The sequence below is a fragment of the Oryzomicrobium sp. genome, from assembly GCF_021287045.1.
Taxonomy (GTDB): domain Bacteria; phylum Pseudomonadota; class Gammaproteobacteria; order Burkholderiales; family Rhodocyclaceae; genus Oryzomicrobium.
Window position 1 is genome coordinate 49,911 of record NZ_JAJTBG010000010.1, and the last position, 25,959, is coordinate 75,869.

The 25,959-nt window shown below is 68.0% G+C and carries 19 protein-coding genes; 13 read left to right on the forward strand and 6 right to left on the reverse strand.

Annotated elements, in window-relative coordinates; translation table 11 throughout:
• The first annotated feature begins 291 nt into the window (after positions 1-291).
• The 6 genes from LWW89_RS12480 (at position 292) to LWW89_RS12505 (ending at position 11,186) form a co-directional block, all read left to right on the forward strand.
• Entirely contained in the window at positions 292-3,471 is a 3,180-nt protein-coding gene (locus tag LWW89_RS12480) for an efflux RND transporter permease subunit (protein WP_293264637.1), read from the forward strand.
• An 8-nt stretch (positions 3,472-3,479) separates the two neighbouring features.
• On the forward strand, positions 3,480-4,652 hold the full coding sequence (locus LWW89_RS12485; protein ID WP_293264639.1) for an efflux RND transporter periplasmic adaptor subunit: 1,173 nt from the start codon (positions 3,480-3,482) through the stop codon (positions 4,650-4,652).
• A gap of 5 nt (positions 4,653-4,657) precedes the next feature.
• Entirely contained in the window at positions 4,658-6,097 is a 1,440-nt protein-coding gene (locus LWW89_RS12490; RefSeq protein ID WP_293264641.1) for an efflux transporter outer membrane subunit, read from the forward strand.
• Positions 6,098-6,324: 227 nt separating this feature from the next.
• Complete coding sequence (gene mutS, locus LWW89_RS12495) at positions 6,325-8,958, forward strand: DNA mismatch repair protein MutS (RefSeq protein ID WP_293264810.1); 2,634 nt, start codon at positions 6,325-6,327, stop codon at positions 8,956-8,958.
• A gap of 32 nt (positions 8,959-8,990) precedes the next feature.
• Entirely contained in the window at positions 8,991-9,914 is a 924-nt protein-coding gene (locus LWW89_RS12500) for a hypothetical protein (protein WP_293264643.1), read from the forward strand.
• Positions 9,915-9,986: 72 nt separating this feature from the next.
• Positions 9,987-11,186, forward strand: a complete 1,200-nt coding sequence (locus LWW89_RS12505; protein ID WP_293264645.1) for an ABC transporter substrate-binding protein — start codon at positions 9,987-9,989, stop codon at positions 11,184-11,186.
• 165 nt (positions 11,187-11,351) lie between these two features.
• Here LWW89_RS12505 and LWW89_RS12510 read toward each other — a convergent pair whose 3' ends face one another.
• Positions 11,352-11,873, reverse strand: coding sequence for a peptidylprolyl isomerase (locus tag LWW89_RS12510; protein ID WP_293264647.1), 522 nt, complete (start codon positions 11,871-11,873; stop codon positions 11,352-11,354).
• Positions 11,874-12,125: 252 nt separating this feature from the next.
• On the opposite strand from LWW89_RS12510, the gene LWW89_RS12515 reads away from it, so the two are divergent.
• A complete protein-coding gene (locus tag LWW89_RS12515; protein ID WP_293264649.1) occupies positions 12,126-12,860 on the forward strand; it encodes an SIMPL domain-containing protein in 735 nt (244 codons plus the stop codon).
• 36 nt (positions 12,861-12,896) lie between these two features.
• Here the strand turns inward: LWW89_RS12515 and ftsB are convergent, their stop codons facing one another.
• The 5 genes from ftsB to LWW89_RS12540 all read right to left on the reverse strand — a co-directional run bounded on the left by ftsB (position 12,897) and on the right by LWW89_RS12540 (position 17,515).
• Positions 12,897-13,274, reverse strand: coding sequence for a cell division protein FtsB (gene ftsB / locus LWW89_RS12520; protein WP_293264651.1), 378 nt, complete (start codon positions 13,272-13,274; stop codon positions 12,897-12,899).
• Positions 13,275-13,373: 99 nt separating this feature from the next.
• Complete coding sequence (eno, locus tag LWW89_RS12525) at positions 13,374-14,657, reverse strand: phosphopyruvate hydratase (protein ID WP_293264653.1); 1,284 nt, start codon at positions 14,655-14,657, stop codon at positions 13,374-13,376.
• Positions 14,658-14,703: 46 nt separating this feature from the next.
• Entirely contained in the window at positions 14,704-14,994 is a 291-nt protein-coding gene (locus tag LWW89_RS12530; RefSeq protein ID WP_293264655.1) for a DUF1330 domain-containing protein, read from the reverse strand.
• 1 nt (position 14,995) lies between these two features.
• Positions 14,996-15,847 (reverse strand): 3-deoxy-8-phosphooctulonate synthase, encoded by an 852-nt coding sequence (kdsA, locus tag LWW89_RS12535; RefSeq protein WP_293264657.1) that lies wholly within the window; start codon positions 15,845-15,847, stop codon positions 14,996-14,998.
• 30 nt (positions 15,848-15,877) lie between these two features.
• Complete coding sequence (locus LWW89_RS12540; protein WP_293264659.1) at positions 15,878-17,515, reverse strand: CTP synthase; 1,638 nt, start codon at positions 17,513-17,515, stop codon at positions 15,878-15,880.
• A gap of 273 nt (positions 17,516-17,788) precedes the next feature.
• On the opposite strand from LWW89_RS12540, the gene dapC reads away from it, so the two are divergent.
• The 6 genes from dapC (at position 17,789) to LWW89_RS12570 (ending at position 25,878) form a co-directional block, all read left to right on the forward strand.
• On the forward strand, positions 17,789-18,982 hold the full coding sequence (gene dapC, locus LWW89_RS12545) for a succinyldiaminopimelate transaminase (RefSeq protein WP_293264661.1): 1,194 nt from the start codon (positions 17,789-17,791) through the stop codon (positions 18,980-18,982).
• Positions 18,983-19,135: 153 nt separating this feature from the next.
• Positions 19,136-19,957, forward strand: coding sequence for a 2,3,4,5-tetrahydropyridine-2,6-dicarboxylate N-succinyltransferase (gene dapD, locus LWW89_RS12550; protein ID WP_293264663.1), 822 nt, complete (start codon positions 19,136-19,138; stop codon positions 19,955-19,957).
• Between the two features lie 76 nt (positions 19,958-20,033).
• Complete coding sequence (locus tag LWW89_RS12555; RefSeq protein ID WP_293264665.1) at positions 20,034-21,200, forward strand: PilT/PilU family type 4a pilus ATPase; 1,167 nt, start codon at positions 20,034-20,036, stop codon at positions 21,198-21,200.
• Positions 21,201-21,286: 86 nt separating this feature from the next.
• Positions 21,287-22,468, forward strand: coding sequence for a succinyl-diaminopimelate desuccinylase (gene dapE / locus LWW89_RS12560; protein WP_293264667.1), 1,182 nt, complete (start codon positions 21,287-21,289; stop codon positions 22,466-22,468).
• Positions 22,461-23,372 (forward strand): 50S ribosomal protein L3 N(5)-glutamine methyltransferase, encoded by a 912-nt coding sequence (gene prmB / locus LWW89_RS12565; protein WP_293264669.1) that lies wholly within the window; start codon positions 22,461-22,463, stop codon positions 23,370-23,372. The genes dapE and prmB overlap by 8 nt, the downstream gene beginning before the upstream one ends.
• A 136-nt stretch (positions 23,373-23,508) precedes the next feature.
• The gene (locus LWW89_RS12570; protein ID WP_293264671.1) at positions 23,509-25,878 is read left to right on the forward strand and encodes a fatty acid cis/trans isomerase; all 2,370 of its coding nucleotides are present in this window, start codon (positions 23,509-23,511) and stop codon (positions 25,876-25,878) included.
• Positions 25,879-25,959: the final 81 nt, after the last annotated feature.

The window sequence follows — 25,959 nt, forward strand, 5'->3', positions numbered from 1 at the left end:
CCTTGGCGGCGCAAAACAATGGCCGATGCCTTGGCGCGGCAGGATATGGCGGCATGGTTCCACGGCGTACCCTGCGCAGCTGCTTTTCCGGCAGGACATAGCCGCCGCCCCCTGCCACCAGCCCTCTCTTGACGGCGATGGAGGCTCGTGGGGAAGCGGGCTAGAATCGCCCTCTTTCGCGCCCCCTCTTGAACCGTATCCGTGTCGATGGCCCCCAGCAGATCGCCTGTGCCCCGCCCCCGCAGGCCCGGCGTCCACTGTCCGGCCCGCGCAGGAAAGTGACCTTTCCCAATGTGGATTGTTGAAACGGCCCTGCGCCGACCCTATACCTTCATCGTGATGGCGATCATCATCCTGCTCGCCACGCCCCTCGCCATCTTCCGCACCCCGGTAGACGTGCTGCCGGAAATCGACATCCCGGTCATCAGCGTCATCTGGAACTACAACGGCCTGTCGCCCCAGCAGATGGCCGACCGGCTCACCCAGATCCACGAGCGGACCCTGACCACCACGGTCAACGACATCGAGCACATCGAGTCCCAGTCGCTCAACGGCATCGCCATCATCAAGATCTACTTCCAGCCCAACGTGAACATCCAGACCGCCATCGCCCAGACGGTGTCGGTCTCCCAGTCGGTGGTGCGGCAGATGCCGCCGGGCACCACCCCGCCCCTGGTCATCAAGTACACCGCCTCCAGCGTGCCGGTGATCCAGGTGGGGCTGTCGAGCAAGGAACTGTCCGAGCAGGACGTCTTCGACGTGGCGGTCAACACCCTGCGTCCCCAGCTGGTGACCATCCCGGGCATCGCCATCACCTATCCCTACGGGGGCAAGATCCGCCTGGTGTCGGTGGACCTGGACATGCAGGCGATCCACGCCAAGGGGCTGACCTCGGCGGACGTGGTCAACGCCATCAACAGCCAGAACCTGGCGCTGCCGGCAGGCACCGCCAAGATCGGCGACACCGAATACAACGTGGGGCTGAACGCCTCTCCCGACACCATCGCCGGGCTGAACGACATCCCGGTGCGCACCGTGAACGGCGCCACCACCTTCCTGCGCGAGGTGGCCCACGTGCGTGACGGCTTTTCGCCCCAGACCAACATCGTTCGCCAGAACGGCCAGCGCGGCTTGCTGCTGTCGGCCTACAAGAACGGTGGCGCCTCGACCCTGGACGTGGTGAACAACCTCAAGGACAAGCTGCCGTCGGTGCTGCCGCTCCTGCCCAAGAGTGTGGACGTGGCGCTGCTCGCCGACCAGTCGGTGTTCGTCAAGACGGCGGTGGCCGGGGTCACCCACGAGGCCCTGATTGCCGCGGCCCTGACGGCGGTGATGCTGCTGCTCTTCCTCGGCAATCTGCGCACCACCTCGATCATCGCCATCTCGATCCCCCTGTCGATCTTTTCCTCCCTCGTGCTGCTGCACATGATCGGCGAGACCATCAACGTCATGACCCTGGGGGGCCTGGCCCTGGCGGTAGGCATCCTGGTGGACGACGCCACGGTGACCATCGAGAACATCGAGCGCCACCTGCACATGGGCTCGGACCTGCACACGGCGATTCTCGAAGGGGCGGGCGAGATCGCCATTCCGGCCTTCGTCTCGACCCTGTGCATCTGCATCGTGTTCGTGCCGATGTTCTTCCTCGAAGGGGTGGCCCGCTACCTGTTCGTGCCCATGGCCGAGGCGGTGGTGTTCGCCATGCTCGCCTCCTACGTGCTGTCGCGCACCCTGGTGCCGACCCTGGCCCTGCTGCTGATGGGCCACCAGAGCCGCGCCGGCCTCGTCACCCTGTGGGTCCATCGGCTGCACGCGGGCTTCAACCGGCACTTCGAGCGCCTGCGCAACGGCTACATCCTGCTGCTGTCGCACCTGCTCACCCACCGCCGCCGCTTCATCGCCGGCTTCCTCGGTTTCTGCCTGCTCTCCTGCGGGCTGTTCACGATGCTCGGACGCGACCTCTTCCCCACGGTGGACACGGGCCAGATCAAACTGCACATGCGCGCGCCCACCGGCACCCGCATCGAGAACACCGCCCTGCTCGCCGAGCAGGTGGACAACGCCCTCCGCGAGATCATCCCGGCCGGGGACCTGGCCTCGATCATCGACAACATCGGCCTGCCCTACAGCGGCATCAACCTCTCCTACAGCAACTCGGGCACCATCGGCACCCTGGACGCGGACATCCTGATCTCGCTCAACCCGGGCCACCGGCCGAGCCAGGAGTACATCGAGAAAATCTCTGCCGACTTCGCCAAGCGCTTCCCCGGCGTCGAGTTCTTCTTCCAGCCGGCGGACATCATCACCCAGATCCTCAACTTCGGTACCCCGGCGGCCATCGACGTGCAGGTCTTCGGCAACGACTACGCCGGCAACAACGCCTTCGCCGGCAAGCTGACGGAACGCATCAAGGCCATCGGCGGCACCGCCGACGTGCACATCCACCAGCGCCTCGACGCACCCACCATCGCGTTGGAGATGGACCGGCCACGCCTCCAGTCCATGGGCATCAACCCCATCGACGTGGCCCAAAACATCCTGCTGCCCCTGTCGGGCAGCCAGCAGACCCAGCCGGCCTTCTGGCTCAACCCGAAGAACCACATCGTCTACACCATGCAGTCCCAGGCGCCCCAGTACCGGATCGACGATCTGGACGACCTGCTGCACCTGCCGGTGAACCCGCCGGGCGCCAAGGACAAGCCGCCCCAGACCCTTGCCAACCTGGTCAAGGTATCGCCGGCCCGAGAGCCGGCCATCGTCACCCGCTACAACCTGCTGCCTTCCATCGACATCTACGCCAACGTGCGCGGCCGCGACCTGGGCTCGGTAGCCAAGGAAATCCAGAAGGTCATCGACGACGCCAGCGCCGACCTGCCCCGGGGCAGCAAGGTCGTTCTGCGCGGCCAGGTGCAGACCATGCAGTCCTCCTACATCGGCCTGGGCGTCGGCATCCTCGGCGCCATCGTGCTGGTCTACCTGCTGATCGTGGTCAACTTCCAGTCCTGGCTCGACCCCTTCATCATCATTTCCGCCCTGCCCGCCGCCTTGGCCGGCATCGCCTGGATGCTGGTGGTCACCGGCACCGACCTGAGCGTGCCGGCCCTCACCGGGGCGATCATGACCATGGGGGTGGCCACCGCCAACAGCATCCTGGTGGTCTCCTTCGCCCGACAACGCCTGGGCGAGGGCCTGCCGCCCCTGTCCGCGGCCCTGGAGGCCGGCGCCACCCGACTGCGCCCGGTGCTGATGACGGCCCTGGCCATGATCATCGGCATGATCCCGATGGCCATCGGCATCGGCGACGGCTCCGAACAGAACGCCCCCCTGGGCCGCGCCGTGATCGGCGGCCTGCTCTTCGCGACGGTGTCCACCCTGCTGTTCGTGCCCGTCGTCTTCGCCACCTTCCACCGGCGGCTTGCCGCCCGCAACGCACCGGACGCCGGCGGCGACGCCGCCCCGGCCTCCGCCTAGGACCTGCCATGACGAGCCAGCGCCATTCCCACCAGGGCCTTCCCGACTTTCACCTGCACAAAGCCCCCGGCAGCCGCGGCCGTGGCCGCGTGGTCCGCTTCGCCCGGCTGGCCGCCGTGGCCATCGTCGTCCTGCTCCTGCTTGGCCTGGGCCGGACCCTGTTCGTGCGCTGGGCCAACGCCCAGGCCCTCGCCGCCCGGGCGGCGGAAAGCGCCGTACTGCAAGTACGGACGGTGCAGCCCAAGAGCGGCGGCCACGCCGCCCGCCTGCGGCTACCCGGCACCCTCCAGGGCATTTACGAGGCCCAGGTCTATGCCCGGGCCAACGGCTACGTGCAGCAGTGGTTCAAGGACATAGGTCAGCCGGTGAAGAAGGGCGAGCTGCTGGCGCTCCTGGAAATCCCCGAGGTGAACAAGCAGGTGGACGAGGCCCGGGCCAACTTCAACCTGGCCCGCACCGCCTTCGAGCGTTGGAGCAAGCTGCGCGAACGGGATGCCGTCTCCCAGCAGGAATACGACGAGAAGGCCGCCGCTTACCAGCAGACCCAGGCCGTGTTGAAGCGCCTGGAAGAGCAACAGGGCTTCGGCAGGGTGGTGGCGCCCTTCGACGGCATCGTCACCCGCCGCAACGTGGACAACGGCGCCCTGGTCAACGCCGGCAACGGCGGCGCCGGCCAGGCCCTGTTCGCCACCGCCCAGATCGACACCCTGCGCCTCTACGTTTATGTGCCCCAGGACCGGGCGAGCCGGATCAAGGTCGGCGACAGCGTGGACATCCTGCGCCCCGAGGCCCCGGGTGAACCGATCAAGGGGCGCATCGCGCGCAGCGCCGGCGCCATCGACCCCGCCAGCCGCACCTTGCAGATCGAAGTCCAGGTGCCCAACGCCGACCACCGCCTGCTGCCCGGGGCCTACGTGGACGTGGCCCTGGCCCTGCAAGCCGACGGCGGCCTGACCCTGCCCACCACCACCTTGCTGTTCGGCGCCGCCGGCACCCGGGTGGCGGTGGTCCGCCCCGACGGCACAGTGCATCTGCAAGCGGTGGCCCTGGGCACCGACTACGGCAAGGAAGTGGAGATCAAGTCCGGTGTCGGCCCCGACGACAAGGTGATCGTGAACCCACCGGATTCGATCGCCGAGGGCCAGAAGGTGGCCCTGGCCACCGACAAGAAGGACAGCTGACCGCCATGGGCCGCCCCGCCGTTCCCTTCCGCCTCGCCTCCACCGCCTGCCTGGCGCTGGTCTGCGCCGCCTGCGCCTCCATCGGCCCGGACTACGCCCGTCCCGTGGTGGACCTGCCCGCCGCCTGGAAAGCCGATCCCGGCTGGCAGCCCGCCCGCCCCGCCGACGCCGCGCCCAAGGCGGCCTGGTGGCAGGTGTTCGGCGATCCCCAGCTCGACGAATTGGAAGCCCGCTGCCTGGACGGCAACCCCAGCCTCCAGGCGGCCCTCGCCCGCCTCGACCAGGCCCAGGCCCAGAGCCGGGCCCACGCCGCCGCTCTGTACCCCGCCGTGGCGCTCAACGCCGGTGCCTCGCGCAGTCGCATCTCGGCCAACCGGCCCCTGACCAACTACAACAGTCCCAACAGCTCCACGATCCAGAACGATCTCAAGCCCAACCTCACGGTCAGCTACGAGCTGGACTGGCTGGGCCGGGTGCGGCGCGACGTGGAAAGCGCCCGGGCCAGCGCCGAGCAGGCCGCCGCCGACCGGGAGAACGTGCGCCTGGTGCTCACCGCCCAGGTCGCCTCGGCCTACTTCCAGTTGCGCCAGCTGGATGAGGAAATCCTCGCCGTCGCCACGTCGGCGGACCTTCAGGACAAGGTGCTGGAGCTGATCCGCATCCGTCGCCAATTGGGCGCCGCCGGCGAAGGCGACGTGGCAGTGCAGACCGCCCTGGCCGAATCGAGCAAGGCCCAGCTGGAGCTGTTGAAGAACCAGCGCAAGCTGGCCGAGGACCAGCTCGCCACCCTCACCGGCACCCCGGCCCCCGCCTTCGCCCTGGCCCCGGGCAACCTGCCCGCCCTGGCCCCGGCGGTGCCCGCCGGCCTGCCTGCCAGCCTGCTCGAACGCCGCCCCGACATCGCCTCGGCGGAACGGGCCATGGCCGCCGCCAACGCCCAGATCGGCGTGGCCAAGGCCGCCTTCTTCCCCTCCCTCACCCTGGCGCCGGCCCTGGCCGGCTTCGAATCGAACAGCCTGCCCACCCTGCTGACCACCCCGTCCCTGGTCTGGTCCCTCGGCGTACAGGCCGTCCAGCCCCTCTTCGACGGTGGCCGCATCCGCGCCGGCGTCGATTTCGCCCAGGCCGGCTACGCCACCACGGTCGCCAACTACCGCCAGGCGGTGCTGGTGGCTGTCCAGGAAGCCCAGGACGCCCTGGGCACCCTCACCGGCCTGGAGAACGCCCGCCAGCGCCAGGACGAGGCGGTACGCCAGCAGAACAAGGCCTACGAGATCACCCTGGTGCGCTACAAGGAAGGCCTGGACAACGCCCTGACCCTGGCCACGGTGCAGCAGAACCAGTTGGCCGCCCAGCGCACCCAGTCCCAGATCCGCGGCGGCCAGTTCGTCTCCACCGTCAGCCTACTCAAGGCCCTGGGCGGCGGCTGGCAGGCAGCCGACTAAGCCCCCGCGGAGGTTTGCGCCAGGCCAAGACCGGGAAGGCTGACGTCAGGTAGACTGCCGCTTTCCCAGGCGACGCCAACGCGCTTTTCCGGGCACCGCCCGTGCCGACCGAGACGCCGCACAGCCTGCCCGCTCTGTAGCGGGCGCTTCAACCGTATACGCGGCCCCATGCCGCCCCAGTGAAATTGACGAAAAACGACGTGAAAAACGCCCCCGCCCACACTCCAATGATGCAGCAGTACTTGGGCTTGAAGGCCCAGCACCCGGGCACCCTGCTGTTCTACCGCATGGGCGACTTCTACGAGCTGTTCTTCGAGGATGCCGAGAAGGCCGCCCGACTGCTCGACATCACCCTCACCACCCGGGGCCAGTCGGCGGGGATGCCGATCAAGATGGCCGGGGTGCCGCACCACGCCGTCGAGCAATACCTGGCCAAGCTGGTCAAGCTGGGCGAATCGGCGGTGATCTGCGAGCAGGTTGGCGACCCGGCCACCAGCAAGGGGCCGGTGGAGCGGGCCGTGTCGCGCATCGTCACTCCGGGCACCATCACCGACGCGGCGCTGCTCGATGAGAAGCGCGACCTGTTGCTGCTCGCCTGGCTGCCCGGCGCCGGCGCCAAGGGCGCCCACGGGCTGGCCTGGCTCAACCTGGCGAGCGGCGAGCTGCGCGTCTCCGACGTGGCGCCGGAGCGCATCGCCACCGTGCTGGAGCGCATCCGCCCGGCCGAAGTGCTGGTGCCGGATAGCGCCCAGCTCGGCACCCTGGCCCTGGCGGTGGATGTGCCCCTGACCCGCCGCCCCGACTGGCACTTCGACCTGGACGCGGCCAAGCGCCTGCTCACCGCCCACTTCGCCACCCAGGACCTGAGCGGTTTCGGCGCCGAGGGGGTGAAGCCCGCCCTGGCAGCCGCCGGCGCCCTGCTGCAATACGCCCAGGCCACCCAGGCCCGGGCCCTGCCCCACGTGCGCGGCCTCACCGTGGAGCGGGAATCCGCCTACCTGGGCCTGGACCCGGCCACCCGGCGCAACCTGGAACTGACCGAGACCCTGCGCGGCGAGCCCTCCCCCACCCTGTTCTCCCTGCTCGACACCTGTGTCAGCGCCATGGGCTCGCGCCGGCTGCGCCACGCCCTGCACCACCCGCTGCGCGACCGGACCCTGCCGGTGGCCCGCCACCAGGCCATCGCCGAACTGCTCGACGAGAACCTGCGCCTGGCCCGCCAGGTGCGCGAGCGCCTGAAGGGCATCACCGACGTGGAGCGCATCACCGGCCGGGTGGCCCTGCGCAACGCCCGGCCCCGGGATCTCTCCAGCCTGCGCGACACCCTGCACCGGCTGCCGGAGTTGCAGGCCGTGCTCGGCGCAACCGGCCCGGCCGCCCCTCATTTGGGGGAACTGCTCGCCGGCCTGGACGCCCCGCAAGGCGTGGCCGACCTGCTCGCCCGGGCGATCCTGCCCGAGCCGGCGGCCCTGATCCGCGACGGCGGGGTGATCGCCCCGGGCTTCGATCCGGAACTGGACGAACTGAAGGCGATCCACGACAACTGCGGCGCCTTCCTCATCGAGCTGGAGGCCCGGGAGCGGGAGCGCACCGGCATCCCCAGCCTCAAGGTCGAATACAACCGGGTGCATGGCTTCTACATCGAGGTCACCCACGCCCACACCGCCAAGATTCCCGACGACTACCGGCGCCGCCAGACCCTGAAGAACGCCGAGCGCTACATCACCCCGGAGCTGAAGGCCTTCGAGGACAAGGCCCTGTCCGCCCAGGACCGGGCCCTGGCCCGGGAAAAATGGCTCTATGAGCAGGTGCTCGACGCCCTGCAACCGGCGGTGCCCGGCCTACAAGCCCTGGCCCGTTCCCTGGCCGAACTGGACCTGCTGGCGGCCCTGGCCGACACCGCCGCCAACCGCAACTGGTGCGCCCCGGAATTTGCCGACACCCCGGGGCTGCTGATCGATTCCGGCCGCCACCCGGTGGTGGAAGGCGAGCTTTCGGCCAAGGGCGAAGCGTTCATCGCCAACGACGTGGACCTGTCGCCGGAGCGACGCCTGCTGCTGGTCACCGGCCCGAACATGGGCGGTAAATCGACCTACATGCGCCAGACGGCTCTGATCGCCCTGCTCGCCCACGTCGGCAGCTTTGTGCCGGCCAAGCGCGCCGTGCTCGGGCCCCTCGATGCCATCTTCACCCGCATCGGCGCCGCCGACGACCTGGCCTCGGGCCGCTCCACCTTCATGGTGGAAATGACCGAGGCCGCCGCCATCCTGCACCAGGCCGGCGAGCACAGCCTGGTGCTGATGGACGAGGTGGGGCGTGGCACCTCCACCTTCGACGGCATGGCCATCGCCATCGCCATCCTGCGCCACCTGGTGGAAAAGAACCGCAGCCTGACCCTGTTCGCCACCCACTATTTCGAACTGACCCGGCTCTCCCACGAATACCCGATGCTGGCCAACGTGCACGTCTCGGCGGTGGAGCACGGCGAGAAGATCGTCTTCCTCCACGCAGTGGAGGACGGCCCGGCCAGCCAGAGCTACGGCATCCACGTCGCCGCCCTGGCCGGCATGCCCACGGCGGTGCTCAAGTCGGCCCGGCGCGAGCTGCGGGAGCTGGAAGCCCGCACCACTCTGGACCCGCTCCAGCCGGACCTGTTCGCCGCCCCCACCCCGAACTCCGCGCCAGACGCGGAGTTCGACGATGCACCTTGGGAAGCCAATAGGGACGCGGGGTTTGCCATATCCCCGGAAGATGTCCAGGCCAAGGCCGTGGCCAATCGCCTGGCCGGCATCGACCCGGACGCCCTGACCCCCCGGGAAGCCCTGGCCGCCCTTTACGAACTGAAAGCCCTGGCCCAATGACCGTCCGGGCGCTCCGCACACGGACCGCCCCCATGGGCGCAAGACTCCTCGCCGCCCTGGCAGTGGCGCTGGCGTGCACCTCCGCCGCCGCCCAGGAGCGCTACACCTTTGCCCTGATCGGCGACGTGCCCTATTCGGCCCACGAGCGGGCCGAGCTGCCCCGGATGCTCGCCGCCATCGGCGCCGAAAACGTGGCCTTCGCGGTCCACGACGGCGACATCAAGGGCGGCCGGGAATCCTGCGCCGACACCCTGCTGCGCGAGCGCCACGCCCTGCTCGACGCCTCGCCGGTACCCCTTTTCTATACCCCCGGCGACAACGAGTGGACCGATTGCGACCGCCTGGCCGCCGGCCATTTCCGGCCCGAGGAACGGCTCGGCTTCCTGCGCCGGCTGTTCTTCGCCGACGGCCAGTCCCTGGGCAAAAAGCGCCTGCCCTACGAGCAGCAGGCCGAGCTGCGCGAAAACGCCCGCTGGACCCTGGGGCCGGTGCGCTTCGTCACGGTCAACGTCACCGGCAGCGAGAACAACTACGGCCCCGGCCCCCTGCCCAACCCCGAGTTCGTCCGGCGCAACGCCGCCAACCTGGCCTGGCTGGAGGAATCCTTCGCCCTGGCCCGCAACGAAAAATCCCGGGGGGTGGTGGTGGTGATGCAGGCCAACCCGGGCTGGAAGCATTACGAAGGCGGCCTCGCCCACCAGGGCTACCGGGAATTCCTCGACCTGCTCAAGACCCAGGTGCTGGCCTTCGACGGCCCAGTAGTGGTGGTGCACGGCGACACCCACTGGCACCGCATCGACCACCCGCTGCGGGACCCGGTGACCCGCCAGCCCCTGCTACGCTTCACCCGGGTGGAAACCTACGGCTATCCGATCATGGGCTGGGTCAAGGGCATCATCGACCCGGCCAGCCCGGAGCTGTTCCGCTTCGAGAGCCGCCCCTGGCCGCCCCGCTGAGGCATCCTGGGCTGCCGGCGGTAACGGTTCTGCAATAGAATTCGGAATAAATATAATTTTTCAGGGGATACCATGCACCGCATCTTCCTCCGCCCGCTCGGCAAACCTGCCAAACGCTCCCTGCGCCTCCTGCGCCGCCTTCCCCTGCTGGCCCTGGGCCTCGGTTTTGCCGCCCAGGCCGCGCCGCCTGCCGCCCCATCGGGCGGCGGGGAACTGGTGATCGCCCAGTCCGCCCCCTTCTCCGGCCCCCTGGCCCCCACCGGCAAGGGCCTGCGCGCCGGTGCCCAGATCTACTTCGACGCGGTCAACGCCGCCGGCGGCGTCCACGGCGCCAAGCTGCGCCTGGTGTCCCGGGACGACGGCTACAAGGCTCCGGAAACCGTGCGGATTGTGCGCGAACTGGCCAAGGAGGCCCAGCCCGTTGCCTTCTTCGGCGTGGTCGGCACCGGCAACGGCGAAGCCCTGATCAAGGAGAAGGTGCTGGCCGAGCTGGGCATTCCCCTGGTCACGGTACGCTCCGGCGGCCAGGCCCTGGTCAAGCCGCCCTACCCCTGGCTGTTCGTCACCCGGGCCACCTACGCCGACGAGGTAAAGAAGGTGGTGGACCAGTTCGTGCCCATCGGCTTCAAGCGCATCGCCGTGTTCTACCAGGACGACCCCTTCGGCCAGGACGGCCTGGCCGCTGCCGAGTCCTACCTGAAGGCCGCCGGCGCCACCCTGGTGGCCAAGGGCGGCTACGAGAAGAACACCACCAAGGTAGAAACGGCGGTCAAGGCCATCGCCGCCGCCGATCCCCAGGCGGTGATCATGGTGTCCAACACCGCCGCCTCGGCCGAGTTCATGAAGCAGCTGCGCGCCGCCGGCAACATGGCCCAGCTGGTGGCCCTGTCGGTCACCGACGGCCCCCAGGTGGCCAAGCTGATCGGCAACGGCACCGCCCGGGGCCTGTCGGTGGTCCAGGTGGTGCCCGACCCCCTGGCCCGCACCACGCCCCTGGCCCGGGAACTGGCGGAGGCCTTCCATCGTTTCCCGCCCAAGGACATCGAACTCAACCACACCGTGGCCGAGGGCTATGTCGGCGCCAAGGTGCTGGTGGAAGCCCTCAAGCGGGCCGGCCCGAACCCGACGCCCAAGAAGGTGCGCGACGCCCTGGAAACCATCCGCGACTTCGACCTGGGGGGGCTGGTCCTGAGCTTCTCCCCCAACAACCACGCCGGTTCCCGCTACGTGGACATCACCATCCTCAACCAGGACGGCCGGCTACTGCGCTGATCGCCACGCCCGCCCCCGCCGCTATCCAGGCCGCCCCTCTCCGGGCGACCTTTTTCATATCGATTCCCCAGCGCACCCAGGCCCTGCATAAACGCAAACGCCACCGCAGCGCGGTGGCGTTCGGACGGCACCCCGCCGCTGGGCGGGGCGCTGGCGGGCCGCAAGTCAGTGGCTGGTGCCGATGCTCAGGGTCAGGTCGTCCTCGTCGTCATCGTCTTCATGGACGTGGCCGTGGGCGATTTCTTCCTCGCTGGCGGGGCGCACTTCCATGACCGTGCCGGTGAACACCAGGGCGGTGCCGGCCAGGGGGTGGTTGCCGTCGAGCACCACCTTGTCGTCGGCGATGTCGGTGACCCGGTAAAGGATAAAGTCATCCTCGTCGGACTCTTCGGGCGCGCCCTCGAACTGCATGCCGATTTCCAGTTCCTTGGGGAAGCGGTTGCGCGGCTCGATCTGGACCAGTTCCGGGTCGTACTCGCCGAACGCTTCCTCGGGCTGGAGCTTGACCTTGATGGTCTCGCCCACGTTCTTGCCCTGGAGGACTTCCTCGATCTTGTCGAAGATGTCGCCGTAGCCGCCGTGCAGGTACACCATGGGCTTTTCGCCCGGGTCCACCACGTTGCCGTCCGGGTCGGTCACGCTGTAGTCCAGGGTGACGACGGTATTCTTGAGAATGGTCTGGGTCATGCAAAACTCCGGAAGGCTGCCGTTCGGCGGGCTGGGGCGGGTACATCCCGTCCCGCGCCGCTTTGGCAATGTGAAAGGGGCGATAGGGGAATTCTAGCGGAGCCCCCCAAGCGCCGCTACCGCCCCCGTTGCAATCCGGTTGCCCGCCACGCCCGATCCATTTACCGTCCGTCACACCCGGCGCACATTCCGGCCACAGACGGAAACGGCGCCCGCGCCTAGAATGGCCATTCATTTGTCACAGGAGATGCCATGAGTCCTGACCGCACGTTCCCCCTCGTTCCCGCCGCGCCCCGCCGCCACGGCGCCCGCGTCCTGCTGCCCCTGATCGTCGCCGGCACCGCCCTGCTCGGCGCCACGGCGGCCCAGGCGGACACCACCGTGGAGCTCTCCGCCGAAGCCAGCCGCACCGCCCCCAACGACCTGGCCCGGGCCAGCGTGTTCACCGAAGCCAGCGGCGCCACCCCGGGCGAGCCGGGCAAGCAGGTCAACGCCAAGCTGGCCGAGGCGTTGCGCCTGGCCAAGAACTACGGCGCCGTGCAGGTGCAGAGCGGCGGCACCCAGACCTACCCGACCTACGGCAAGAACGGCAAGGTCGAAGGCTGGCGCGTGCGTTCCGAGCTGCAACTGGAATCCGCCGATCCCGCCGCCATGTCCGAATTGCTCGGCAAGCTGCAAGGCGCCAACCTGGGCCTGGGCGCCCTGTCCTTCGTGCCCTCCCCGGTCACCCGGGCCAAGGCCGAGGATGCGGCCACCGAGGAGGCCATCGCCGCCTTCAAGGCGCGGGCCAAGCGCATCTCGGCCACCCTGGGCCAGCCCTACAAGATCAAGCAGTTGTCGGTGAGCAGCCACAACCGCATGCCCGGCCCCATGTTCCGCATGGCCGCGCCGATGGCGGCCGACGTGGCCTCGGCCCCGATGCCGGTGGAAGCCGGCGAGAGCCAGGTGACGGTGACCGTGTCGGGCCAGATCGAACTGGACAAGTAACCTGCCAGACGGGCCCCGCCCATAAAAAAAGCCGGACTAGCGTCCGGCTTTTTTTATGGCGGCCTTGGCAGGGGATGCCGGCGGCGAGGGCTTGGCCGGCGGAGCCTCCGCGGTTTTTGCCGCCGCCGGGGATTCGCCGTCGGCCTGCTCCGGCACCTGGACGAAGGTTTCGTCGTTGCGGATCATGCCCAGCTCGAAACGGGCCCGCTCCTCAATGGCGTCGAAGCCCTGCTTGAGGTCGCGCACTTCCGCATCCAGGCCGGCGTTGCGGGATTGCAGCAGCGTATTGGCCTCGCGCTGCTGTTCCAGCTGCCGGTCCACCTCCCATACCCGCAGCCAGCCGCCCTTGCCCAGCCACAGGGGGTACTGGAGCAAGGCCAGGACGGCCAGGAGGGCGACGGATAGCCAGCGCATGGGGTGTGGAGCGTGGGAGGCGGTGGTGGGAGGCGGCGGATCAAAAAAGAGCGCGAGGGCTTAATGTCCTCGCGCTCCCTTCGTCATGCCGGCAACCGCTTACTTGAGGTTGTAGAAGGTCTCGCGGCCCGGGTAGGTCGCGGTGTCGCCCAGGTCTTCTTCGATGCGCAGCAGCTGGTTGTACTTGGCGATGCGGTCGGAGCGGGACAGGGAACCGGTCTTGATCTGGCCGGCGTTGAGGCCCACGGCGATGTCGGCGATGGTGCTGTCTTCGGTCTCACCGGAACGGTGGGAGATGACGGCGGTGTAGCCGGCGCGCTTGGCCATCTCGATGGCGGCGAAGGTCTCGGTCAGGGTGCCGATCTGGTTGATCTTGATCAGGATCGAGTTGGCGATGCCCTTCTCGATGCCTTCCTTGAGGATTTTGGTGTTGGTGACGAACAGGTCGTCGCCGACGATCTGCACCTTCTGGCCCAGGCGGTCGGTCAGCAGCTTCCAGCCTTCCCAGTCGCCTTCGGCCATGCCGTCCTCGATGGAAACGATGGGGAACTGGTCGGCCAGGTTGGCCAGGTAGTCCACGAACTGGGCGGAGGTCAGTTGCAGGCCCTCGCCGGAGAGGTGGTACTTGCCGTCCTTGTAGAACTCGGAAGCGGCGCAGTCCAGGGCGATCAGCACGTCCTGGCCCGGGGTGTAGCCGGCGTTCTCGATGGCCTGCATGCACAGCTGGATGGCCTCGGCGTGGCTGCCCAGGTTGGGGGCGAAGCCGCCCTCGTCGCCCACGGCGGTGGGGAAGCCCTTCTTGTCCAGCAGCTTCTTCAGGGCGTGGAAGATTTCGGCGCCGCAGCGCAGGGCCTCGCGGAAGCTGGAGGCGCCCACGGGCATGATCATGAATTCCTGGATGTCCAGGCTGTTGTTGGCGTGGGCGCCGCCGTTGATGATGTTCATCATCGGCACCGGCATCTGCATCGGGCCCATGCCGCCGAAGTAGCGGTAGAGCGGCAGGCCGGATTCCTCGGCGGCGGCCTTGGCCACGGCCATGGACACGGCCAGCATGGCGTTGGCGCCCAGGCGGGACTTGTTCTCGGTGCCGTCCAGGTCGATCAAGGTCTTGTCGATGAAGGCCTGTTCCTGAGCGTCCAGGCCGATGATGGCCTCGGAGATCTCGGTGTTCACGTTCTCGACGGCGCGCAGCACGCCCTTGCCGAGGTAGCGGCCGGCTTCGCCGTCGCGCAGTTCGATGGCCTCGCGGGAGCCGGTGGAGGCGCCGGAGGGCACGGCGGCACGACCCATCACGCCGGATTCGAGCAGCACATCGGCTTCAACGGTGGGGTTGCCGCGGGAATCGAGAATCTCGCGGGCGACGACATCAACAACAGCGCTCATTGCACTCCCTTTCTTAAGATAAAAACGGCAGCGGCGGCGCCGGGCGTCAGACCCCGGCCACCACCAGCATGTTCATGTCGGCGGCCGTGGCGCGGGCGTCGCGCGCCGCCCGATATTCGGGGGAATCGTAGAACTTCTTGGCCTGCTCCACGGAGGGGAACTCCACTAGCACCAGGCGCTGGGGCGGCGTCCACTGGCCTTCGAGTACGTCCACCGCGCCGCCGCGCACCAGGTAGCGGCCGCCGTACTGGGCGATGGCCACCTGGGCCAGGCGCTTGTAGGTCTCGTAGGCGCCCGGGTCGGTGACCTTGGCTTCGGCCATCAGGTAAGCGGCCATCTCAGGCTCCTTGCAGCAGGGCGGTTTCGTCGAAGGGGCCGGACTTCACCAGGCGGTCGATGGCCGCCAGGGTGGTGAGCAGGGACTCGGCCCGGTCCAGGGGCCAGGCGTTGGGGCCGTCGGAGAAGGCCTTTTCCGGGCACGGGTGGGTTTCCATGAACACCCCGGCCACGCCGGTGGCCACCGCCGCCCGGGCCAGCACCGGCACGAACTCACGCTGGCCGCCGGAGCTGGTGCCCTGACCGCCGGGAAGCTGCACGCTGTGGGTGGCGTCGAACACCACCGGACAACCGGTGTCGCGCATGATCGCCAGGCTGCGCATGTCCGACACCAGATTGTTGTAGCCGAAGGAAGCGCCGCGCTCGCAGACCATGATGGTGTCGGCGCCGCCGTTGGCTTCCTTGGCCTTGAGCACTACCTGCTTCATGTCCGCCGGGGCCAGGAACTGGCCCTTCTTGATGTTCACCGGCTTGCCGGAAGCGGCCACGGCGTGGATGAAATCGGTCTGGCGGCAGAGGAAGGCCGGGGTCTGGAGCACATCCACCACGGCGGCCACCTCGGACACCTCGTCCTCGGTGTGCACGTCGGTGAGGATGGGCACGCCGACCTGGCGGCGCACCTCGTCGAGCATCTTCAGGCCGGCCTGTAGCCCGGGCCCCCGGGGGGACTTGCCGGAGCTGCGGTTGGCCTTGTCGTAGGAGGCCTTGAAGATGTAGGGGATGCCGAGACGATCGCACACCGCCTTCATGGTGCCGGCCACCTCGACGCAGAGGTCGAGGGATTCGGCCGTGCACGGTCCGGCGATGACGAACAGGGGCTTGTCCAGGCCTACTTCGACGCCGCAGAGCTTCATGGGCTGCCTCCGGAAACGGCGGGCCGGGCCTTACTTGCCCGCCTTACGCTGGGCCATGGCGGCCTGCACGTAAGCGGAGAAGAGCGGATGGCCCTGGCGGGGGTTGGAGGTGAACTCGGGGTGGAACTGGCAGCCGACGAACCAGGGGTGCTGATCGTCGGGGAGTTCCACCATCTCGCACAGGTCGGTGCCCGGCGCCCGGCCGGAAACCACCAGGCCCTTGGCTTCGAGTTCGGCCAGGAGGGTGTTGTTCACCTCGTAGCGGTGGCGGTGGCGCTCAGTGATGTCGGCCTTGCCGTAGATCTTGCGCGCCAGGGAGCCGTCCTTGAGGTGGCAGGCCTGACCGCCCAGGCGCATGGTGCCGCCCAGGTCGGAGTCCTCGCTGCGCTTTTCCATCTTGCCCGAGCGGTCCTGCCATTCGGTGATCAGGCCGATCACCGGGAAGGGGGAAGACTTGTCGAACTCGGTGGAGTGGGCGCCGGCCATGCCGGCCACGTCGCGGGCGAATTCGACCACGGCGAGCTGCATGCCCAGGCAGATGCCCAGGTAGGGAATCTTGTTCTCGCGGGCGTAGCGGATCGCCGCGATCTTGCCCTCAGTGCCGCGCTTGCCGAAGCCGCCGGGGACCAGGATCGCATCCATGCCCTTGAGCGCGCCACAACCGCTCTTCTCGATGTCCTCGGAATCCAGGTAGTGGATGTTGACCTTGGCCCGGTTGTGAATGCCGGCATGCTTCAAGGCCTCGATGAGGGACTTGTAGGACTCGGTCAGATCCACGTACTTGCCGACGAAGGCGATGTCCACCTCGTGGTCGGGATGCTCCATGGCCTCCACCAGGCGGTCCCACACGGACAGATCGGCGGCCTTGGCCAGGATGCCCAGCTTGTGGCAGACGATTTCGTCCAGCATCTGGTCGTGCAGCATGGCCGGAATCTTGTAGATCGAATCGGCGTCGAGCACCTCGATCACGCCTTCCTGCTGCACGTTGCAGAACAGGGCGATCTTGCGCTTTTCGTCCTCGGGAATCTTGCGGTCGGCGCGGCACAGCAGCACGTCGGGCTGGATGCCGATCTCGCGCAGCTCCTTGACCGAGTGCTGGGTCGGCTTGGTCTTCAGCTCACCCGCCGTGGGAATGTACGGCAGCAGGGTGAGGTGCAGGAAACAGGTGTTGGTGCGGCCTTCCTCGATGCCCATCTGGCGGATGGCTTCGAGGAACGGCAGGGATTCGATGTCGCCCACGGTGCCGCCCACTTCGACGATGGCCACTTCGGCCCCCTCGGCGCCACGCTTGATGTGGGCCTTGATCTCGTCGGTGATGTGGGGAATGACCTGCACCGTCTTGCCCAGGTACTCGCCGCGGCGCTCTTTCTTGAGCACGGACTCGTAGATCTGGCCGGTGGTGAAGTTGTTGCGCTTGCCCATCTTGGCGCTGGTGAAGCGCTCGTAATGGCCAAGATCCAGGTCGGTTTCGGCGCCATCCTCGGTCACGAACACCTCTCCGTGCTGGAAGGGGCTCATGGTGCCGGGATCGACGTTGATGTAGGGATCGAGCTTGAGATGGGTGACGGTGATGCCTCGGGATTCGAGGATCGCCCCCAGCGAGGCGGCAGCGATGCCTTTGCCCAGGGAGGACACGACACCGCCGGTAACGAAGACGTACTTGGTCATGGGAGAACGTGCTGCGGGAAAAAGGAATGATAGCCGAAAAGGCCCCTTCCCCTCAATTTTCCCGTGCTTTCCCGCGCCGGGAGCGGCCCGGCGAGGCCCCTCCGCCCTTCCGGCCGCCCCTTGCCGGGCCGGGCCGGGGCGCAGCGCGGGACCGCCACCGAACGGCGGCTCTCGTATAATGGAATGTTTCGTCGGACGCCGTCGGCCGGTCCCCATGCGGACCGGCGCACAGCGGCCCCGGCCAGCCCCAGGAAACCATCGAGGCGCCCCAACGTGAATCCCCATCTCGCCAAGCTGCACCCCTACCCTTTCGAAAAGCTGCGTCAGCTGTTCGCCGGGGTGACTCCCAACCAAAGCCTGCGGGAAATCAAGCTCTCCATCGGCGAACCCCAGCACCCGACCCCTGCGTTCATCAAGGAAGCGCTGGCGGCCAACCTGGGCGGCCTGGCCAACTATCCCTCGACCCAGGGCAACCCACCCCTGCGCCGCGCCATCGCCGCCTGGATCGAGCGCCGTTTCGGCGTGGACCTCAACCCGGACACCCAGATCCTGCCGGTCAACGGCTCCCGGGAGGCCCTCTTCTCCTTCGCCCAGACGGTGGTGGACCCGAGCCGGGGCTACGTTCCCCTGGTGGTGAGCCCCAACCCCTTCTATCAAATCTACGAAGGGGCGGCCTACCTGGCCGGCGCCGAGCCGCGCTTTCTCAACACCCTGCCGGAAAACGGCTTCACCTTCGACCTGGACGCCCTGTCCGACGACGAGTGGCAGCGGGTGCAGCTGCTCTACATCTGCTCCCCGGGCAACCCCACCGGCAAGGTGCTGTCCCTGGACGACTGGAAGCGCCTGTTCGACTACGCCGACCGCTACGATTTCGTCATCGCCGCCGACGAGTGCTATTCGGAAATCTACTTCGACGAGGGCGCCCCGCCCCTGGGCGCCCTGACCGCCGCCCAGAAGCTGGGCCGCGCCAATTTCGAGCGGCTGGTGGTGTTCTCCAGCCTGTCCAAGCGCTCCAACGTGCCGGGCATGCGCTCGGGCTTCGTCGCCGGCGACGCCCAGGTGATGAAGAACTACCTGCTCTACCGCACCTACCACGGCAGCGCCATGGGGCCCGCCGTCCAGGCCGCCTCGGTGGTGGCCTGGGAGGACGAGGCCCACGTGGCCGAGAACCGCAGCCTGTACCGGGCCAAGTTCGATGCGGTGACGCCCCTGGTGGCCGACGTGCTCGACACCGCCCTGCCGGACGCCGGCTTCTACCTGTGGGCCCGCACGCCGATCGCCGATACGGACTTCGCCCGGCGTCTTTATGCTGAATATAATGTGGTGGTGCTGCCCGGCAGCTACCTGGCCCGGGAGGCGAACGGGGTCAATCCCGGCGCCAATTTCGTCCGCATCGCCCTGGTGGCTCCCGAGGAGCAGTGCCTGGAAGCGGCCGAACGCCTGCGCCAGTTCGCCCGCAGCCTGTAAACGGCGACCTGCAAGACCGCCACGGCCCGGCACGACCGATCCCGGCCCAGGCCTGCCCCGTGCGGCGGGCCTGGGTATTTTTGACCGGCAGTCGCCCCGATTTCGCGCGCCGGATTTCCATTTTTTCCATCTCCCCTTTTCAGAGAGCACACCATGCAGGAATACCAAAACATCATCGAAGACGCCTGGGAAAACCGTGCCAGCCTGCAACCCGGCACCGCTCCGGCCAAGATCGGCGAAGCCGTCTCCGCCGTGATCGAGCAGCTCGACTCCGGCAAGCTGCGCGTCGCCGAGAAGATCGACGGCGACTGGGTCACCCACCAGTGGATCAAGAAGGCCGTGCTGCTGTCCTTCCGCCTGGAAGACAACAAGGTGCAGGAAGCCGGCGACCTGCGCTTCTTCGACAAGGTGCAGACCAAGTTCGCCAGCTACGACACCCACCGCTTCCAGCAAGGCGGCTTCCGCGTGGTGCCGCCGGCCACCGCCCGGCGCGGCTCCTTCCTGGCCAAGAACGTGGTGCTGATGCCCTCCTACGTGAACATCGGCGCCTACGTCGATGAAGGCACCATGGTGGACACCTGGGCCACCGTCGGCTCCTGCGCCCAGATCGGCAAGAACGTGCACCTCTCCGGTGGCGTCGGCATCGGCGGCGTGCTGGAGCCCCTGCAAGCCAACCCGACCATCATCGAGGACAACTGCTTCATCGGCGCCCGTTCCGAAGTGGTCGAAGGTGTGATCGTCGGCGAAGGCTCGGTGATCTCCATGGGCGTCTACATCGGCCAGTCCACCAAGATTTACGACCGGGAAACCGGCGAAATCATGTACGGCCGCGTGCCCCCGGGCTCGGTGGTGGTGTCCGGCAACCTGCCTTCCAAGGACGGTTCCTACAGTCTCTACTGCGCCGTGATCGTGAAGAAGGTGGACGCCCAGACCCGGGCCAAGACCAGCATCAACGACCTGCTGCGCGGCGACTGATCCCGCCCTTGCCGGGCCGCCTGCGGGCGGCCCGCATCGTCTCAACCCCAGCCCCCACCCCCTGGCGGAGCCCCGCATGATCCTCGACAAGCTGTTCCAGCTGATGGCCGAGAAACAGGCCTCGGACGTGTTCATTTCCGCCGGCACGCCGATCCACATCAAGATTCAAGGCAACACGGTCCCGGTCAACCAGCAGATCATGGACCCGGCCACCATCGAGCGCATCGCCGCCGAGCTGATGAACGCCGAGCAGGCACACGCCTTCGCCGAAACCAAGGAGATGAACCTCTCCTTCGGCATTCCCCACGTGGGCAACTTCCGCATCAACCTGTTCCGCCAGCGCGGCTCGGTCTCCATCGTCATCCGCTACATCCAGGGCAACATCCCGCCCCTGGACCAGTTGGGCCTGCCGCCGGTGCTCTCGGAACTGATCATGGCCAAGCGCGGCCTGATTCTCCTCGTCGGGGCCACCGGCTCGGGCAAGTCCACCACCATCGCCTCGATGCTGGACTACCGCAACACCCACCGTTCCGGTCACATCCTGACGGTGGAAGACCCGATCGAGTTTCTCTTCAAGCACAAGAAGTCGATCGTCAACCAGCGCGAGATTGGCATGGACACCGCCGACTGGGAATCGGCCCTGAAGAACGCCATGCGCCAGGCACCGGACTGCATCCTGATCGGCGAGATCCGCGACAAGGCCACCATGCAGGCGGCCCTGGCCTACGCCCAGACCGGCCACCTGTGCCTGGCTACCCTGCACGCCAACAACAGCTACCACGCGCTCAACCGCATCATCAACTTCTTCCCCCTGGAAAACCGCCCGGCCCTGTACCTGGACCTGTCGGTGACGCTGAAGGCCGTCGTCTCCCAGCGCTTGGTGAAGAAGCCCGACGGCAAGCGCTTCCCGGCGGTGGAGATTCTGCTCAACACCCGCCACATCCAGGAACTGATCGAGCGCGGCGAAGTCACCGCCATCAAGGAGGCCATGGAACAGAGCCTGGCCCCCGGCTCCCAGACCTTCGAGCAGGACCTGTTCCGCCTCTACCGCGAGAACACCATCACCCTGGACGAAGCCCTGGCCAACGCCGATTCGCCCACCAACCTGTCGTGGCTGATCAACAACTCGGACCTGGGCGTGCCCGCCGCAGCGGACGCCACCGACCTGACGCCGACGGCCACCGAGTTCACCCAATCCATCCCCTCGTTCCAGGAATTCAAGATCACCCTGGCCGAAGAATGAGGACTGGCGCGGACCTTCGTCCGCGCCCCGCGAAACTCCGCGCCCCTGGCCGCATTCCGGGGGTGCTGCTTCAAGACCCTTTATCCATGAGCACTTCCAGCACCTCCCCCGCCGACCTCGATCCCAACGATCCGACCACCCTGCTGGCCGAAGCCCTGTTCGCCCGGCCCTCGGTCACCCCGGACGACGCCGGCTGCATGGACCTGATTGCCGCGCGCCTGGCGCCCCTGGGCTTTGCCATCGAATTCATCGACCGCGGTAACACCCGAAACCTGTGGGCCCGGCGCGGCACCGCACGGCCCCTGGTGGTGCTGGCCGGCCACACCGACGTGGTGCCCACCGGCCCGGTGGAGCGCTGGACCACCCCGCCCTTCTCCCCCAGCCGCCGCGACGGCAGGCTCTACGCCCGGGGCACCGCCGACATGAAGTCGTCCCTGGCCGCCTTCGTCGTCGCCGTGGAGCAATTCGTCGCCGCCTACCCCGACCATCCCGGCTCCATCGCCTTCCTGCTCACCTCCGATGAAGAAGGGGACGCCACCGACGGCACCGTGGCCGTGGTCGAGGCCCTCACCCGGCGCGGCGAACAGCTCGACTGCTGCATTATCGGCGAGCCCACCTCGGTCGGCACCCTGGGCGACATGATCAAGAACGGCCGGCGCGGCTCCCTCTCCGGCAAGCTCACCGTCAAGGGCATCCAGGGCCACATCGCCTACCCCCACCTGGCCAAGAACCCGGTGCACATAGTGGCCCCGGCCCTGGCCGAACTGGCCGGCGTGGAGTGGGACGCGGGCAACGAATACTTCCCCCCCACCACTTGGCAGATTTCCAACATCCACGGCGGCACCGGCGCCACCAACGTCATCCCGGGCACCGTGGAGGTGAAATTCAACTTCCGCTTCTCCACCGCCAGCACCCCGGAAGGGCTGCAAGAGCGCCTGGTGGCCGTGCTCGCCAAGCACGGCCTGGCCCCCGCCGACTACGACCTGGACTGGACCCTGGGCGCCAAGCCCTTCCTCACCGGCCGCGGCCCCCTGGTGGATGCGGCGGTGAGCGCCATCCGCGAAGTCACCGGCATCGACACCGAGGTGTCCACCACCGGCGGCACCTCCGACGGCCGCTTCATCGCCCCGATCTGCCCCCAGGTGGTGGAAGTGGGCCCGGTGAACGCCACCAGCCACAAGATCGACGAACACATCGACCTGGCCGCCCTGCCCCAACTGGCCGCCATCTACCGCTCCATGCTGGAAAAGCTCCTTGCCCATGATTGACCACTACGACGACGCCCGCGCCCAGCTGCGCACCGTGCGCGACCTGCTGCGCTTTGCCGTGACCCGCTTCGAAGCCGCCGACCTGTTCTACGGCCACGGCAGCGACAACGCCTGGGACGAAGCCGCCTACCTGGTGCACCACGCCCTGCACCTGCCTCTGGAGCGCATCGAGGCTTTTCTCGACGCCCGCCTCACCGCCGCCGAGCGGGGAGCCGTGCTCAACATGCTGCGCCGCCGGGTGGAAGAACGGGTGCCGGCCGCCTACCTGACCGGCGAGGCCTTTCTCGGCCCCTACCGCTTCCGGGTGGACGAGCGGGTGATCGTGCCCCGCTCTTTCATCGGCGAGCTGATGATCGACGGCGACCTGGCCCCCTGGATCGACGATCCCGAGACCGTCGAGAACGTGCTGGAGCTGTGCACCGGTTCCGGCTGCCTGGCCATCGTTGCCGCCCACGTCTTCCCCAACGCCAAGGTCGATGCGGTGGACCTGTCCACCGACGCCCTGGAGGTGGCCCGCCTCAACGTGGCCGACTACGGCCTGGAAGACACGGTCACCCTGTACCACTCGGACCTCTACCAGGCCCTGCCGCAAAAGCGCTACGACCTGATCCTGTCCAATCCGCCCTACGTGAACGCCCCCTCCATGGCCACCCTGCCGGAGGAATACCGGCGCGAGCCGGAAATGGCCCTGGCCGGCGGCGAGGACGGGCTGGATCTGGTGCATACCATCCTGCGCGAGGCGCCCCGCTTCCTCACGGAAAACGGCCTCCTGGTGGTGGAGATCGGCCACAACCGGGACGACCTGGAAGCCGCCTACCCGGACACTCCGTTCACCTGGCTGGAGACCGAAAGCGGCAACCAATTCGTCTTCCTGCTCAACGCCGCCGATCTGCCGGGCAACTGATCCCCGGCGCCGCTGTCCCACACGCTCGCGCCTTCGGCCGGCCCCATGGGCCGGCCGCTTCATTTTCTGCGCCGGAATCTGCGGTAATTCCGGCGGCCTGACGTACCATTCGTCATTTTCCCGACCGCCCCGGCCGATGAAAAAATCCTCCGCCCTGCTGCTCGCCGCCGCCCTGCTCGCCGGCTGCATGACCCTGGCCCGCCACAACCTGGACCAGGCCTACGGCCCGGAACAGCCGGACCGCTTCGACCACGCCCTGCCCGGCCAGGGGCCGATCTCGTACCGGCGCGACATCCAGCCGATTCTCGACAACCGCTGCGTGGTCTGCCACGCCTGCTACGACGGTCCCTGCCAGCTCAAATTGAGCGCCTGGGACGGCGTCGCCCGGGGCGCCTCCAAGGCCCAGGTCTATGACGGCACCCGGCTGCTCGAAGCGCCCCTGACCCGCCTCTTCATCGACGCCGAGCGTCCCTCGGAATGGCGACAGAAGGATTTCCACCCGGTGCTCAACGAGCGTCCCGGCAACCCGGCCGCCGAGCTGGACGCCAGCCCCCTGGCGCGCATGCTGCGCCTCAAGGCCCGCCACCCCCTGCCGGAAAACACGGTGCTACCGGATTCCTTCGATTTCGCCATGGATCGGGAACAACAGTGCCCGCGCATCGAGGAATTCGACGGCTTCGAGGCCGACCACCCCCTGTGGGGCATGCCCTTCGGCCTACCCGGCCTGAGCGCCGGTGAAACCGCCAAGATCGAGCGCTGGCTGCAACTGGGCGCCCCCTACGAGGGGGCCCCGCCCCTGCCCGCCGGCCTCACCCGCCAGGTGGCCGCCTGGGAAGCCTTCTTCAACGGCGATTCCCTCAAGGAACGGCTAACGGCGCGCTACCTGTACGAGCACCTGTTCCTCGGTCACCTCTACTTCGCCGACGGCCCCAAGGCCGAGCAGCGGCACTTCTTCCGCCTGGTGCGTTCCGCCACCCCACCCGGGGAGCCGGTCCGGCTGATCGCCACCCGGCGCCCCTTCGACGCCCCGGGGGTGGAGCGGGTCTATTACCGCCTGATACCCGAGCGCGAGAGCATCTCGGTGAAGACCCACATGCCCTATGCCCTCAGCGACGCGCGCATGGCCCGCTGGCGCCAGCTGTTCCTGGCCCCGGACTACCCGGTCGATGAGCTGCCCTCCTACTCGCCCGAGGCGGCCACCAACCCCTTCCTCACCTTCCGCGACCTGCCGGTGGAAGCCCGCTACCGCTTCATGCTCGACGAGGCCGAATTCACCATCATGGGCTTCATCAAGGGGCCGGTGTGCCGGGGCCAGACGGCGCTGAACGTGATCGAGGACCACTTCTGGGTGTTCTTCAACGACCCGGCCGCCTACCAGGAAAGCGACGCCGATTTCCTGGAGCGGGAAAGCCGCAACCTGAGCATGCCTGCCGAGTGGCAGAGCAATGCGCCGGTGCTCGGCCCCTGGCTCAAGTATTCGCGCCTCGAAGCCAACTACCTGGATGCCAAGTCCCGCTACCTGGCCCAGCGCCTCGACCGACCGGACAAGCTGACCCAGGCCCTGGTCTGGAACGGCGACGACCGCAATCCCAACGCCGCCCTCACCGTCTATCGCCACTTCGACAGCGCCACGGTGCTCAAGGGCATGGTGGGCGAGCCGCCCAAGACCGCCTGGGTGCTCACCTACCCCCTGATCGAGCGCATCCACTACCTGCTGGTGGCGGGCTACGACGTGTATGGCAACATCGGCCACCAGCTCAACACCCGCCTGTACATGGATTTCCTGCGCATGGAGGGGGAATTCAATTTCCTCATCCTCCTGCCCAAGGAGAGCCGCATGGCCCTGCGCGACTACTGGTACCGGGGCGCTTCGGAAGACACCAAGGACTATGTCTACGGCCGCTACGCCTTCTTCGACGGCGAAACCGGCATCCCCTACGCCAGCGCCGACCCTAAGGACGCCAAGGCCGAACTATTCGGCCTGCTGCGCGACCGCCTGGGCCAAGCCTTGAGCCGCACCGACAGCAACGGCCCGGCCGCCCCGCTGGACTCCCGGCTGGCCTCCGACCTGGCCGCCCTCAAGCGGATTAGCGGCGTGCCCCTGGCCTGGATGCCGGAGCTGGCCTTCCTGCGCATCGACGGCCCGGGGAACAGCGTCGAATACGTCAGTCTGGTGCGCAACACCGGCCACCTCAACGTCTCCCAGCTGCTCATGGAAAGCAAGACCATCGTCCCTGGGGAACACAGCCTGGACGTACTACCCGGCCTGGTGGGCGCCTACCCCAACGCCATCTACCGGGTGCGCCGGGCCGACCTGCCGGCCTTTGCCTCGGCCGTCGCGGCCCTTGGCTCGGAAGAGAACTACCGGGCCCTGGTCGATCGTTTCGGCGTGCGCCGCAGCAACCCGGAGTTCTGGCCGGTGAGCGACGCCCTGCACGCCGAGTTGGCCCGCCGCGAGCCGATCGAGGCCGGCCTGCTCGACTACAACCGACTGGAGAACCGCTGACCCGGCGGCGGTGCCCTTGGGCACTGCCGGGCTTGGCATGTGCCGATGGGAAACGGGCTGCCGCCGCTTCTGGCAGCCCCC